The sequence below is a fragment of the Candidatus Palauibacter sp. genome (assembly GCF_965237495.1).
In the GTDB taxonomy this organism is placed as follows: Bacteria; Gemmatimonadota; Gemmatimonadetes; order Palauibacterales; family Palauibacteraceae; genus Palauibacter.
In genome coordinates, this window is the sequence record NZ_OZ250143.1 from 1,757,498 (window position 1) to 1,770,630 (window position 13,133).

Sequence of the window (13,133 nt, forward strand, 5' to 3'; positions counted from 1 at the left end):
GGAGTGGCGGTGTCCACCTTCGAGATCGCGGTCGTTGTCGGCATGGCGCTATGGGTCATCGTCGCCATGGTGATCCTCGCCATGCTGGTGTACGGAATCCGGCTTCTGCGCGACGTGCGCGAGCCGCTTGTACGCGTATCCGGCGCGGTCACCGACCTCAACGAGCGGCTCCGGCCGGTGCTGCGCAACGCCGAACAGGCCAGCGACCAGGCCCGACAGATCGCGGCGCGCCTGAAGCGCGATGTGGACGACGTGAGCGACGCCATCAGCAACGCGACCGAGTCGACCGGACGCATGGTGGAACTCGTCGAGGAACGCGTGGTCGAGGTCGCGGCGCTCGTGGCGGTCATCCAGGAGGAGGCGGAGGCGGCCTTCGTCTCCACGGCCTCGCTGCTGCGCGGGCTGCGGCGCGGAAGCCGCAAGGTATCGGGCGAAAAACCGGGGGGGCGCGCCATCGGGGACCGCCCACCAGGCTGACCGTCCCGATTCAGGCCGGACGCAGCCCCGCGTAGGCGACGACGACCTTCTTGCGGCCGGCGTCGTCGAAGTCGATGTCGACCCTCGCCTCGCGCCCGTATCCATGCACCTGAAGGATTTCCCCCGCCCCGAAGCGGGGATGCACGACCCGAACGCCCGGCGCCAAAGCCAGCGGCTCCTGTGAATCTTCGTAGTCGTACCGGAGTTCGCCTTCCTCGCCGGCACCCCCTTCCCGACCCGATGAGCGCGCGGGGCCCTGTCGCCACGAGTACGAGCGGTCCGCACCCGTCGCGTCCGGGCGCGTGGCCGCCCCGCCGCCCGCGAAGGAACGGCGCCGGGAGGCCGCGCCGCTCCACGGTCGCCGGGCGCGGAATCCGAGCCCGGCCCCGAGCCGCGACCGCACATGTTCGGCCGGCAGTTCGTCGAGGAAGCTCGATGGCGCCGACCGGCTCGACATCCCGGCCCTCCAGCGCGTGTCGGCGTAGGTCAGATTCAGATGATCCATCGCCCTCGTGACGCCGACGTAGAACAGGCGCCGCTCCTCCTCGAGCCCTTCCGGGGTCTCGATCGCCCGGGAGAGGGGGAAGAGCCCCTCCTCGAGTCCCGCGAGGAAGACGACCGGGAACTCGAGGCCCTTCGCGTTGTGCAGGGTGATCAGCGTCACGGCTTCGCCCTCGAAATCCGCCTCGTCGAGGTCCGAGCGCAGCGACACGGACTGCAGGAACAGTTCGAGGTCGGACGCTTCGTCGACCGCATCCTCGGCATCCTCTCGCTCGAACGCCTCGGCCGCGGCGAACAGTTCGCTCACGTTCTCGAGGCGGTCCGCGCCGTCCTCTTCCTCGGCGAGCGCCGTCGCCAGGCCGAAAGTGGCGACGCAGGCCTCCATCGCCTCGCGCGCCGTACGGTCCGCGAGCGAGGCGCGCACCTGCCGCAGTCCTTCCACGAAGTGCCGAAGTCCGCGCAGGGCCGCGGCGGGGATCCCGTCGCCGCGCTCGGCCCGCTCCGCGGCCAGCGTGAGCGGCTCATCGCGCCGGCCGGCGACCTCCTCCAGGCGCTCCAGGCTCTTCGCCCCCACTCCCCGGCGCGGCCAGGCCACGGCTCGCATGAAGGCGACGTCGTCGGCCGGGTTGACCAGAAGCCGAAGGTAGGCGAGGACGTCCTTCACCTCGCGTCTCTCGTAGAACGGGACGCCTCCCACGATGCGGTACGGGATACCGGCGCGCCGGAACGCCTCCTCGAACGCGCGCGACTGTGCGTTCGTCCGGTACAGCACGGCGAACTCGTTCAGTCCCCGATCGCCGCGCTCGCCCTCGATCCGCGACGAAACCCACGCCGCCTCGTCGCGCTCGTCGCCGCACCGGACCACCTGAATGGGATCGCCCATCTCCCGTTGGGCGCGGAGCCGCTTCGGCTTGCGCGCGAAGTTCTGCGAGATGACGGCGTTCGCGACTTCGAGGATCGACCCCGTGGAACGGTAGTTTCGCTCCAGCCGCACGACGTGGGCTCCGCTGAAATCGGCCTCGAAGTCCAGGATGTTCCGGATGTCGGCCCCCCTCCATCCGTACACGGCCTGATCGTCGTCCCCGACCACGCAAAGGTTCCGGTAGGCGGCGGCCAGCGCCTTCACGATCCGGTACTGGGCGTGGTTCGTGTCCTGATATTCGTCGACCAGCACGTGCACGAAGCGGGCGGCGTATCGTTCCCCGACGCCCTCCTCCCCCTCGACCAGCCGGACGGTTTCGGACAGGAGATCGTCGAAGTCGTAGGCGTTCCGCCGTTCGAGTTCACGCCGATACGCGGGGTACACCGCAGCCACGATCTTCCCGAACGGATCGAACGCGTCCGCGGCGTATTCGGCGGGCCCCACGAGGGCGTTCTTGGCGGAGGAGATCCGGGTCTTCACGGCGCGGGGCGACCAGCGTTTCGGATCGTGCCCCAGCGACGACATCACGTCCCGGATCGTGCGGATGGAGTCGTCTTCGTCGTAGATCGTGAAGGCGTGCGTGCGTGATGTGTGCGGCGCTTCGATGCGAAGCAGCCGGGCGGCGATCGAGTGGAAAGTCCCGATCCAGAGGCCGCGCGTCGATCGCCCGATGAGGCCTTCGATCCGCTCCCGCATCTCGCCGGCCGCCTTGTTCGTGAACGTGACGGCGAGAAGGCGGCCGGGGGCCAGGCCTTCGCGGATCAGGCGGGCGGCCCGCGCCGTGAGCACGCGTGTCTTGCCGGACCCCGCGCCGGCGAGCACGAGGAGCGGACCCTCGGGGTGTTCGACCGCCTCCCGCTGCTCGGGGTTCAGCCGAAGCCCGCTCACCGCCGCGGCTTCCGCGGGCGATGGCGCGGGAGTTCGATCCGGAAGCTCGCGCCGCGCGGCGTGTCCTCGAGCCGGATGGACCCGTCGTGCATGTCCTCGATGATGCGGCGCGTGAGAGAAAGGCCGACGCCCCAGCCGCGTTCCTTCGTCGTGACGCCGATATTGAAGATCTTGTCGCCCAGGGCCGGAGGGATACCGGGCCCGGTATCCCTCACCCGAAAGACCGACCGCTTCCCGTTGGGACCGAGATGGGAGATCCCGATCCGTCCGCCCTCCGTCGCCAGCGCATCCACGGCGTTGCGGACCAGGTTCTCGAACGCCCACTCCAGGAGGGTCTCGTTCCCGAGCACATCGGGAGCCTCGGGGTCGATGTCGACCTCGATCTCGATCTTGCTCGCGCGCGCCAGCGTGGGGAGCCGCGCCTCGAAGTACTGCCTGAGACGGACGACCGTCGCGCGCACCGAGACCGGTTCGAGCTTGGGCTTGTGGCCGATGAGTTCGAAGCGGCGGGACACCTTCTGCAGGCGGTTCACATCCGCCGCCATCTCGTCGATGAGATCGGGCTGGCCCACCCGGGCCGCTTCCGGGCGCGGCCGATGCTCCAGAACCTCGAGCCAGCCGACGAGAGAACTCAGCGGAGTCCCCATCTGGTGCGCCGACTCCCGGGCCATCGCGGACCAGATGCGTTCTCTCTCGCTCCTGAACGAGGTGAGGAGGAGCCACGCGCCGCCGCCCACGATGACGACCAGCGCGGCCGCCGCCAGCCACGGGATCCACTCCAGGCGGCGGAGAAACTCGGGATCGCCGAAATGCACCTGCAGGCCGGGCGCCTCGAAGTGAGACCGCAGCGCCTGTTCGTCGGGTTTGCCGTCGGGGCCGCGCGGGAAGTCGTCGGGCAGGTGGGCCCAGCTCGTCGGGTTCCCGAGCGTGTCCGAGACCACGACGGGGATCTGAAGCCGCTCCACCTGGGCGAGGACTTCCGCCGAGGCCCCGTTCCACAGTTCGTTGACCTCCTCCACCGATAGGTTGCCGGCGGCGGCGGCGACGCTGATGGCCCGCAGCCGCCCGAAGACCGCCGCGTCGAGACGCCGCTCCTCGGCCTGCTGTCGGGAGAAGACGACGAAGGAAAGCAGGACGCCGGAGGAGAGGATCGCGACGAGAAGGGCGGCCCCGCGACGGGTCCAGAACCGGGTCACCGGCAGAGCTCGAGGCGCTCGAAGCCGAGGTAGGGGTGCAGGATCTCCGGGAGCAGGACCCCCTCGCCCCGGCGGAATCCGGTCTCGAGCAGGACGACGAGCAGCCGGGCCAGCGCGAGCGCCGAGCCGTTCAGCGTGTGGACGTGGGCGGGACGCGCACCGGGCCGGGGCCGATACCGGATGTCGGCCCGTCGCGCCTGGTAGTCCGTGTAGGATGAGCAACTCGACACTTCGAGCCATGCCTCGACGCCGGGGGCCCAGATCTCCAGGTCGTACGTGATCGCGTTGGCGAAGCCGAGATCCCCCAGCGGGAGCAGCACGCGCCGATACGGGATCTCGAGGAGTTCGAGCACCCGTTCGGCGTGGCGGGTGAGAAGTTCGAGTTGCGCCTCCGACTCTTCCGGCCGGCAGATGCGGACAAGCTCGACCTTGTCGAACTGGTGGACGCGCAGAAGCCCGCGAGTATCCCGGCCCGCGGCGCCCGCTTCCCGTCTGAAACAGGGCGTGTGAGCGACGTAGGCGAGCGGGAGGTCGGCGTCGGCCAGGATCTCGCCCCGATGCAGGTTCGTGAGGGGGACCTCGGCCGTCGGTACGAGGAAGAGGTCGTCAGGATCCGTTCGATAGGCGTCGTCCTCGAATTTCGGGAGGTGCCCGGTACCCGTCATCGAGTCGCGAGAGACCATCAGGGGAGGCAGCACCTCCAGATACCCGTGCTCGCGGACGTGAAGGTCGAGCATGAACTGGATGAGCGCGCGGGAGAGCCGCGCTCCACCCCCGACGAGCAGCGGGAAGCCCGAGCCCGCGATCCTCGTGCCGCGTTCGATGTCCAGAGCGGGGGTTCGCCCGCCCGGAAATCCCGCGCCGCCGGGATCCGTGTACCCGTGGGTGGCGCCGAGTTCCCAGTGCGGCGGGATGTCGTCCTTCCGCGGGCGACCCCACTCCGCGATCGTCGGCCCCTCCCCCTCCTCGCCCGGCGGTACACGGGGGTCGGGGATGTTCGGGATCCGGAGCAGGTTCTCGCGAATCCCGGCCTCCGTACGGGCGAGGTCGGCATCCAGGGCCTTGATGCGCGCCGCCACGCGCCTCATCACCTCGATCTGCCGCGATGCGTCCTCGCCGGCCTTCTTCGCCGCGGCGATCGCCTTCGACGCCGCGTTCCGTTCGGCCCGGAGGACTTCCACCTCATGGATGAGGCGTCGTCTCGCCTCGTCGGCCCTGACGGTCTCCTCCACGAGCCGCACTGCCCGCTCATCGCCGCGTCGCGCCATGGCGTCGAGAACGAGGGCGGGAGCCTCTCTCATGGCCTTCAGGTCGAGCATGGTCAGGCAGGGCCCGTCGCGGAGGCAGGCATCATAACGACCCGTGCTCCCCCGGTTCGAGCACGGTGTCACCGCAGTTCGGGTTCACGAGGTGCTCGAAGGTGAGCGTACCCGCCTCCAGGTCGACATCGAGGATCCGGAGCTTCGCGTACCGGCTGCAGGCGAGGAACTGGGTCGGGTCGACCCGGCTGCGCCCGATGAGCACGTCGCCGGGGCGGACCGGCACGGGGCTGTTGAGCGTGTACCCCTCCTCCGGGGCCTCGAGGACCTCCTCGAAGCGCTCGTCCGTCACCTGGAGGCCCGAATCCGTCACGCTGTCCGCCGCCGCCGAGAACGGGACCAGTTCCGGCACGCCGGCACGGATCTGGAACAGGAAATCCCAGTGGAGCGTCTGGTCGACGCGCGCCGGGACGGCGCGCACGATGTCGAAGGCCGGGGGATCCTGGATACGCGCCGTCTGGTAGTCGAACAGCGTGGTCTCCGTGGGCGTGAGGGGTACGTCGCCGAGGAAGGCCGCGAACGGATCGTCGCAGGCGGCCACGGCGAGTACGAGAATCAGCGCCGCCGGGAGAGCGGCGGGGGGCCTTCGGTCGCGAGGGAGCATGGCGCGGAAACTGGCGTTCCGCCGTGTCTCAGGCAAGAAAAAAGGGCTTCCGCGCGGCGGGACACCGGCGTGGCGTCGGGGGTGGGGCAGGCGTAGCTTGGCGACGGCGTGGCCGGCCCGCGACGGGGAGGCTCCCGGCGCGCGAGAGGGGGCGGAACGGAGGACGGGAGGGAGTCCTTGTCGGTGCACTTCGACGCGTACTGCACGGTCCTCGCGGGCGGGATCGGACGTCGGTTCTGGCCCGCTTCGACCCCCGACCGACCCAAGCAGTTCCTGCCCCTCGCTGGTCCCACACCCCTTCTCGATGAAACCCTGGCCCGGGCGGCGGGTCTCGTCGGCGCGGGCCGGGTGCGGGTCCTCGCGTCCGGACACCTCGTGCAGCTCATGCGGCCGGCTCTGGAGGGCTCCGGGATCCGCGCGCTCGTTGAACCGCGGGCACGCGGCACCGGCCCGGCGCTCGTGTGGGCGGCGAGCGAAATCGAGCGAGAAGACCCCGGTGCCGTGATGATCTCGCTGCACGCGGATCATAGAATCGCGCCGGAGGCGGCGCTGCGGGATACGCTGGAATCGGCCGTGGAGGCCGCCCGGGCGGGATATCTCTGCTGCGTGGGCGTGCGGCCCGACCGGCCGGAGACCGGGTTCGGCTACGTGGAAGTGGGCCGGGAGCTGCCGTCGGGCGCGCGCGAGGTGCGGCGCTTCGTGGAGAAGCCCGGCCCCGGGACGGCCCGGGAGTACGTGGAATCCGGGCGCTTCCTCTGGAACTCGGGCATCTTCGTGTGGAGGGCGGCCGATCTGCTGGCGGCCGCCCGGGCGCACGCGAGCGAACTGGCGGCCGGCTGGGCGGCACTGGAGGACGGGAACGCGGGCGAATTCTTCGCGCGAGCCGGGACGACCGCCATCGACGTCTGCGTCATGGAACGCGCGGATCGCGTGGCCACGGTCGAGGCGAGCTTCGCCTGGGATGACCTCGGAGTGTGGAGCGCCCTTCCCCGCGCGCAAGCCAGCGACGATGCCGGGAACGTCGTCACGGGCTCCGCCCGCCTGCTCGATGCGGCGGACAACGTCGTGTGGACGGAGGCGCGCCGTGCGACGGTCATCGGGGTCTCCGGCCTCGTGATCGTGGAGGCGAACGGAGAGGTGCTCGTGATGCCGCGGGAGGAGGCCGCGGCGCTCGATGCCCACCTCCGCCGGCTCGAAGCAGAGGAGCCGCCCCCCGGGCAGCCGCCTTGACCGCACTCGTCATGTTCGACGACGAACTCGCGGACGGGTGGGCCCCCTTTTCGCTCACCCGGCCGTGCGGCGAACTCATCTTCGGACGCTGGACACTGCGCGAGCGGCTGGAGCGTGTGGCCGGCAGGCGCGTAACGGGTCATGTGACCCGCCCCTGGCTGCGCCGGTACGCCGAGGCCGGGGCGCCGGCGAGCCTCGGCCCGGACCGGCTGCCCGACGCCGCCACCTACTGGAGTTCGCGGGCCGTGCCGGCGCTCGACGCGGCGTGGGGCCGCTCGCCCGCCAACCTCTGGCTCGCGGGCCAACTCGCCGGTATCCGGCTCGCGCCCGGGGGGCGGCCGCCGCGGCCGGACTGGTTCGCCGCCCCGCGCCCCGAGCCCGGGCTCCCCGACCGCACCTTGCCCGGCGAATGGCTGCTCCATCCGTGGGACCTCGTGTCCGCCGGTCCGGCCCGTCTGGCCGACGACCTGGCGGCGACGATCGGTGCGGGCGTGCGGGACGACCTGCCGGACGGCTGCCGGCGGCTCGGCAGCGAGGCGATCCGACTCGGAGAGGGCGCGCGGGTCGAACCGGGCGTGCTCTTCGATGCGCGCGAGGGCCCGATCGAACTGGGTCCCGGCGTCGAGGTGCGTACGGGGGCCCGCCTGGCCGGTCCCCTCTACGCGGGCCCCCGCTCCAGGCTCCTCGGCGGCGCCCTCTCCCGCTTCAGCAGCGGACCCTTCTCCTTCGTGCGGGGGGAAGTCGACGGCGTCACCGCGCTCGGGTATTCGAACAAGGCGCACGACGGATACCTCGGCCACGCGTACGTGGGGCGCTGGGTCAACCTGGGCGCCATGACGACGAACAGCGACCTCAAGCACACCTATGGAACGGTCCGGGTCGGCCCTCCGGGAGCCCGGACCGACACCGGGCTCGTCAAGCTCGGTTGTCTCCTCGGAGACCATGTGAAGACCGGGATCGGAGCTCGCCTCGATACGGGCACCGTCGTCGGCGCCGGCTCGAGCCTGTTCGGGGCGGAGATGCCGCCCACTTGGGTCGAGCCCTTCTCCTGGGGCCCGGGCCGGACGCGGGAGCGCTGCCGCCGGGAGGCGTTCATCGCCACCGCGACCCGGGTCGTCGCGCGACGCGGCCTCGAGGCCGACGCGCCGTTCCGGTGCTGGCTCGGGGACGTGTGGGACGAGGCCTGCCGGCCATGACGTTCTCCGTGGCCTCGCTCGGGACCGGGAGCCGCGGCAACGCCTTCCTCGTCGAGGGGGGGCGCGCCCGCGTGCTCGTGGACGCCGGCTTTTCCGGTGTTCAGCTCGCACGGCGGCTCGAGGCGCTCGAGGTGGAGCCCGAGGCGATCGACCTCGTCGTCGTGACGCACGAGCACCGGGACCATTCGGCCGGGATCGGGATCGGGGCGCGTCGCTGGGGCTGGCGACTCGCCATGAACGCGCCCACCCACCTCGCCTGCCGAGCACTCCTGCGGGGTGGCGAGGTGTGCCGGGACCTCCCCTCAACCGGCCTCGAGGTGGGGGACCTCGCGATCGAGGCGGCCCCGACCCATCACGATGCGGCAGCCCCCGTGGCGATCACGGTCCTGCACCGGCCCACGGGACTGCGCGCCGGAATCGCGACGGACCTCGGGAGGCCCACCACTCCCGTCCGCCACGCCCTGCGTGGATGCGCATTCCTCGTCCTGGAGGCGAACCACGACGAAGGACGGCTCCGAGCCGCCTCCTATCCCTGGCGCGTGAAGCAACGGATCGGGGGCAGCCGCGGGCACCTGTCGAACCGTCACGCAGCCGACTTCGCGCGCGAACTGGCGCATCCCGGACTGGGAGGCATCCTCCTCGCGCACTTGAGTCACGAGTGCAACGACCCGGAACTGGCCCTCGAGAGGGTCTCCATCGGACTGGAGCCGTCGCGATACAGCGGACTCCTGGAGACCGCCGGACAGGACCTTCCCGGTCCCCGATACGACGTGGCCGAGCTCGTGAGGAGCCGCGCCGATGGCGCGCAGCTCTCGCTGTCTATCTGAGGATCACCCTCAGCACGTCATTTCCGACGGCCCACAGCATGAGCGCGAGCACGAAGACCATCCCCACCGTCGTGAAGCGCATGCGCTGCTGGACGCTGAGGGCCCTGCCGCCGCGCAGGCCTTCGATCCCCAGGAAGAGGAGGTGCCCCCCGTCGAGGACGGGGATCGGCAGCAGATTGAAGATGGCGAGGTTGATGCTGATGACCGCCATGAAGCCGAGCAGCTCCCAGAACCCGGCGCGCGCCGCCCGCCCCGAGATCTCGCCGATCATGATCGGCCCGCCGATCTCGCGCGCCGAACTCCGCCCCGTGACGAGATCGGTCAGGAACTGGACGACGGCGCCACTCCAGTAGGTCGCGCTCGACCAGCCCCGTCCGAGCGCCTCGATCGGCCCCGCGCGCCCGCCATCGGCCCCGAGGCGGATGCCGATGCGCCCGACCGTGCGGGAGTTGCCGGTGAGGTCGGAGAACTGCTCGACCGCGTCCGGCATGGCGACGAAGGTGAGATCCTCCCCGTCGCGCTCGACGACGATGTCGACGGATTCGCCGGCCCGCCGTTCGATCCGCATCGTGACCTGGGTCGGATCGTGCACCGAGACCCCGTCGACCCGCCGGATGAGGTCGTTGTCCCGGAGCCCTGCCTCGGCGGCGGGGGAACCCGGCGCGACCTCCACGATCCGCGGCTCGAACACGCCCTGCCCCATGGCGATCGCGGCGAAGGCCACGACGGCGAAGAGCCAGTTCATGATGACGCCCGCAGAGATCACCATCACCCTGGCCCAGAACGGCTTCGCGTCGAAGTCGCGGGGTGAGGTTCCCGCCGCGCCGCGCTCCTCCGTTCCGGGCGGACTCTCTGTCCCGCCCTCGAGTTTCCCGACGACTTCCTCATCGGCCATACCGGCCATCTTCACGTAGCCCCCGAGGGGGATCCACGACAGCACGTACTCGGTCTCTCCGCGCCGGAAGCCCGCCATCTTCGGGCCCAGCCCGATCGAGAACCGCGGCACCTCGATGCCGACGCTCTTGGCCGCCGCGAAATGCCCCAGTTCGTGCACGAAGATGAGCACGCCGAGGACGATGACCGTTACCAGGATGGTGATGATCACTCGTTGGTCTCCCGACTCGTTGACACCCGATTCCGGCTTCGCCGACTCCGCGCTCCCGGCGCTTCCCGGGCGATCCCGCGCGCCCGGGCGTCGATCCGCCGTACGTCCTCCACCGACTCGATGGCGCGCGACGAGAACCCTTCAAGGGTACGGAGCACGACTCCGGAGAGTTCCTCGAAACCGACCTGTCCGGCGAGGAATCTCTCGACCGCGACCTCGTTGGCCGCGTTGAAGGCCACGGGAAACTCGCCTCCCGCCTCTCCGGCCGCGACCCCCGCCCGGAAGAGCGGGAACACATCCTCCCGCACGGGTTCGAACTCCAGCGGTCCGTCCCGTATGGGATCGAAACCCGGCTCGACGCGCGCGTCGTCCAGATGCTCGGGATACCCGAGCGCCCACAGGATCGGGATCTCCATCGACGGCCGCCCGAGCTGGGCGAGCGAGGAGCCATCGCGGAACTCCACGACCGAGTGGACGATCGACGTCGGATGTACGACGACGTCGATGCGCTCGTAGGGGATGCCGAACAGGGTTTGGGCTTCGATGACTTCCAGCGCCTTGTTCGCGAGCGTGGCGGAGTCGATGGTGATCTTCGACCCCATCGCCCACGTGGGATGCCTCAGCGCGTCGGCGGGACGGACGGCGGCGAGCCGCTCGGCCGGCCACGTCCGGAACGGACCGCCGGACGCCGTCAGGGTGATGCGCGCGATCTCCGCCGCGGGGCGTCCGGCGAGGCACTGGTGGACGGCGGAGTGCTCGCTGTCGACCGGCAGCAGTTCGCCACCTCCCTCGCTGAGCGCCCGCAGCACGAGGGCGCCCCCCGCCACGAGGGATTCCTTGTTGGCCAGCGCGAGCCGCTTCCCCGCCCCGAGCGCCGCGAGCGTCGGCCCGAGGCCGGCGAAGCCCACGAGCGCGTTGAGTACGAGATCGGCGCGGGGGGAGCGCGCGGCATCCTCCAGAGCGTCCGGGCCCACGCGCCACTCGCCGGACCAGCGCGGCGTAAACCCGTGCGGCGGCGGCGTCCCGAGAACGACGAACTCCGGGTCCCATTCGAGAGCGAGCGCGTCGAGCGCCTCCCGGTTCCGGTGGGCGGTCAGCACGGTCACCCGGAACCGGTCGGGGTGACGACGGATCACCTCCAGGGCCCCCGCCCCGACGGACCCCGTGGCGCCGAGGACGGCGACCCGCTTCACGCGGCTCCTCCGCTCATGCCGCTCATGCCGCGAAGGCGAGGAAGAGGAACGCGGCGGGAAGCGCCCACAGCACGGAATCCAGCCGGTCCAGCATCCCCCCGTGTCCCGGAAGCAGGCGGGAAGAGTCCTTGACTCCGCACTCACGCTTCAGAGCCGATTCGGCGAGGTCACCCACGATGGCGAGCACCCCGACCACGAGCCCGAAGGCGAGCGTGCGGGGCAGGCCCAGCGTCCAGGCGTCGGGAAGCAGGAACCGCGGATACAGGACGGCCACGGCCACGCTCCCGAGGAGCGCGGACACGGCCCCCGCGATCGTCTTGTTCGGGCTCACGCGAGGCGCGAGCGGACGCTTGCCGAAGGTCCGGCCGCCGGCGTAGGCGGCCGTGTCGGCGATCCAGGTCAGGGTCACCGGCAGGAAGAAGAGGAGCGTCCCCGGGATCCACCCGCCTTCCGCCCCGCCCCCCTGCGGAAGGAGGACCCAGCCCTCGCGCAGCGGGATCCCGAAGGCGAGGAGACCTCCGACGTACAGCGCGCCGAACGTCGTGACGGCGGCGCTCCGGATCGGCCTCTCTTCGAGGTCGATCGTCGCGAGCGCGAGGGCCGCGAACCCCAGCACGAGACCCGTCGCGAGGAGCGCGGCCCCCTCGAACCCGGCCGCGAGAACGACCGGCGGAAAGAGGAAGGCCGCGATCGATCCCGGCACGACGAACGCGCGGGTCCCCGCCCCCCGCGTCATCCCCGCGAACTCCCGGTATCCGATCGCGGCGACGGCGCCGAGACCCGCCGCGAACACGTACCCGCCGGCATAGGTGAGCAGCGCGCAGAGCGGAATGCCCGCGCCCGCGACAGCCAGCCTGTTGCGGAGATTGGGGCTCACGGCGCGATCGCGCCCATCACGTCTTCACCAGCCCGAATCTCCGCTCCCGCCGCCGGTAGTCGACGAGCGCGCCGAAGAGGTGCTTTCGGGTGAAATCGGGCCAAAGCACATCCGTGACGAAGATCTCCGCGTAGGCAAGTTGCCAGAGGAGGAAGTTGGAGAGCCGTTGCTCCCCCGAGGTCCGGATCAGCAGATCGGGGTCCGGCCAGTCGCGCGTGAGCAGTTCAGCCGCGAAGCGCTCCGCATCGATCTCTTCCGGGGACAGTTCCCCACGGACGCACCTCCGGGCCAGATCGCGGGCGACACCCGCGATCTCCGCCCGCGCGCCGTAGCTGATCGCCAGATGGACGTCCAGCTTCGCCCCGCCCGCCGTGGAAGTCTCGAGTTCCGTGATCGCAACGCGCGCCGGTTCCGGCAGCCGCATGCGGTCGCCGAACACCGTGACCCGGATCCCGTGCCGCGCCAGGGCCTCTCCCTGGCTCCGCACGTACTCCTCGAGCAGCGCCATGAGCGCCTCGACTTCGGTCGGCGGCCGGGACCAGTTCTCGTGAGAGAAGGCGTACAGCGTGAGGTGGGACACACCGGCTTCCGCCGCCCCCTCGATCGTCTCGCGCACCGCCGTCATCCCCGCGCGGTGTCCTTCCGATCTCGGCAAGGCGCGCCGCCTCGCCCAGCGGCCGTTCCCGTCCATGATGACGGCGACGTGGGTCGGCACTTCGCCCTCTGTCGCGGCCTCCAGTGAGGCCGTCGCCCCGTTTCTCTCCCCGCTCATGCGCCCCAAGCTCGCGCCGTGTGGGC

12 protein-coding genes are annotated in these 13,133 nt (G+C 71.0%); 4 read left to right on the plus strand and 8 right to left on the minus strand.

Annotation, left to right across the window (positions count from 1 at the left end; genetic code table 11):
* The first annotated feature begins 9 nt into the window (after positions 1 to 9).
* Positions 10 to 477, plus strand: coding sequence for a hypothetical protein (locus ACPXY0_RS07695; RefSeq protein ID WP_423929966.1), 468 nt, complete (start codon positions 10 to 12; stop codon positions 475 to 477).
* A gap of 10 nt (positions 478 to 487) precedes the next feature.
* Here the strand turns inward: ACPXY0_RS07695 and ACPXY0_RS07700 are convergent, their stop codons facing one another.
* Genes ACPXY0_RS07700 through ACPXY0_RS07715 form a run of 4 tightly spaced genes read right to left on the minus strand, consistent with a single transcriptional unit; the run spans position 488 to position 5,943 of the window.
* On the minus strand, positions 488 to 2,788 hold the full coding sequence (locus tag ACPXY0_RS07700; RefSeq protein WP_423929968.1) for an ATP-dependent helicase: 2,301 nt from the start codon (positions 2,786 to 2,788) through the stop codon (positions 488 to 490).
* Complete coding sequence (locus ACPXY0_RS07705; RefSeq protein ID WP_423929970.1) at positions 2,785 to 3,984, minus strand: ATP-binding protein; 1,200 nt, start codon at positions 3,982 to 3,984, stop codon at positions 2,785 to 2,787. Before ACPXY0_RS07705 ends, ACPXY0_RS07700 begins: the two co-directional genes overlap by 4 nt.
* On the minus strand, positions 3,981 to 5,303 hold the full coding sequence (gene serS / locus ACPXY0_RS07710) for a serine--tRNA ligase (protein ID WP_423929972.1): 1,323 nt from the start codon (positions 5,301 to 5,303) through the stop codon (positions 3,981 to 3,983). The genes ACPXY0_RS07705 and serS overlap by 4 nt, the downstream gene beginning before the upstream one ends.
* A 31-nt stretch (positions 5,304 to 5,334) precedes the next feature.
* Entirely contained in the window at positions 5,335 to 5,943 is a 609-nt protein-coding gene (locus ACPXY0_RS07715) for a hypothetical protein (protein ID WP_419941851.1), read from the minus strand.
* A 147-nt stretch (positions 5,944 to 6,090) separates the two neighbouring features.
* Here ACPXY0_RS07715 and ACPXY0_RS07720 point away from each other — a divergent pair, with 147 nt between their 5' ends.
* The 3 genes from ACPXY0_RS07720 to ACPXY0_RS07730 are packed head-to-tail and all read left to right on the plus strand — an operon-like array spanning position 6,091 to position 9,160.
* Positions 6,091 to 7,137, plus strand: coding sequence for a mannose-1-phosphate guanylyltransferase (locus ACPXY0_RS07720; protein WP_423929974.1), 1,047 nt, complete (start codon positions 6,091 to 6,093; stop codon positions 7,135 to 7,137).
* Entirely contained in the window at positions 7,134 to 8,333 is a 1,200-nt protein-coding gene (locus ACPXY0_RS07725; RefSeq protein WP_423929976.1) for a putative sugar nucleotidyl transferase, read from the plus strand. Before ACPXY0_RS07720 ends, ACPXY0_RS07725 begins: the two co-directional genes overlap by 4 nt.
* The gene (locus ACPXY0_RS07730) at positions 8,330 to 9,160 is read left to right on the plus strand and encodes an MBL fold metallo-hydrolase (RefSeq protein ID WP_423929978.1); all 831 of its coding nucleotides are present in this window, start codon (positions 8,330 to 8,332) and stop codon (positions 9,158 to 9,160) included. Before ACPXY0_RS07725 ends, ACPXY0_RS07730 begins: the two co-directional genes overlap by 4 nt.
* On the opposite strand, the gene rseP is transcribed toward ACPXY0_RS07730, so the two are convergent.
* Genes rseP through uppS form a run of 4 tightly spaced genes read right to left on the minus strand, consistent with a single transcriptional unit; the run spans position 9,153 to position 13,107 of the window.
* Positions 9,153 to 10,265, minus strand: coding sequence for an RIP metalloprotease RseP (gene rseP / locus ACPXY0_RS07735; protein WP_419941854.1), 1,113 nt, complete (start codon positions 10,263 to 10,265; stop codon positions 9,153 to 9,155). The genes ACPXY0_RS07730 and rseP overlap by 8 nt on opposite strands.
* Positions 10,262 to 11,458: a 1-deoxy-D-xylulose-5-phosphate reductoisomerase gene (gene dxr / locus ACPXY0_RS07740; RefSeq protein ID WP_423929980.1), complete on the minus strand. Its 1,197-nt coding sequence runs from the start codon at positions 11,456 to 11,458 to the stop codon at positions 10,262 to 10,264. Before dxr ends, rseP begins: the two co-directional genes overlap by 4 nt.
* Before the next feature lie 22 nt (positions 11,459 to 11,480).
* Positions 11,481 to 12,335, minus strand: a complete 855-nt coding sequence (locus ACPXY0_RS07745) for a phosphatidate cytidylyltransferase (RefSeq protein WP_423929982.1) — start codon at positions 12,333 to 12,335, stop codon at positions 11,481 to 11,483.
* A gap of 16 nt (positions 12,336 to 12,351) precedes the next feature.
* The gene (gene uppS / locus ACPXY0_RS07750; RefSeq protein ID WP_423929984.1) at positions 12,352 to 13,107 is read right to left on the minus strand and encodes a polyprenyl diphosphate synthase; all 756 of its coding nucleotides are present in this window, start codon (positions 13,105 to 13,107) and stop codon (positions 12,352 to 12,354) included.
* Positions 13,108 to 13,133: the final 26 nt, after the last annotated feature.

Excerpts from the sequence above, each read along its gene's own strand:
- serS (WP_423929972.1), bottom strand. The coding sequence starts at position 5,303 with ATGCTCGACCTGAAGGCCATGAGAGAGGCTCCCGCCCTCGTTCTCGAC.
- ACPXY0_RS07730 (WP_423929978.1), top strand. The coding sequence starts at position 8,330 with ATGACGTTCTCCGTGGCCTCGCTCGGGACCGGGAGCCGCGGCAACGCC.
- uppS (WP_423929984.1), bottom strand. The coding sequence starts at position 13,107 with ATGAGCGGGGAGAGAAACGGGGCGACGGCCTCACTGGAGGCCGCGACA.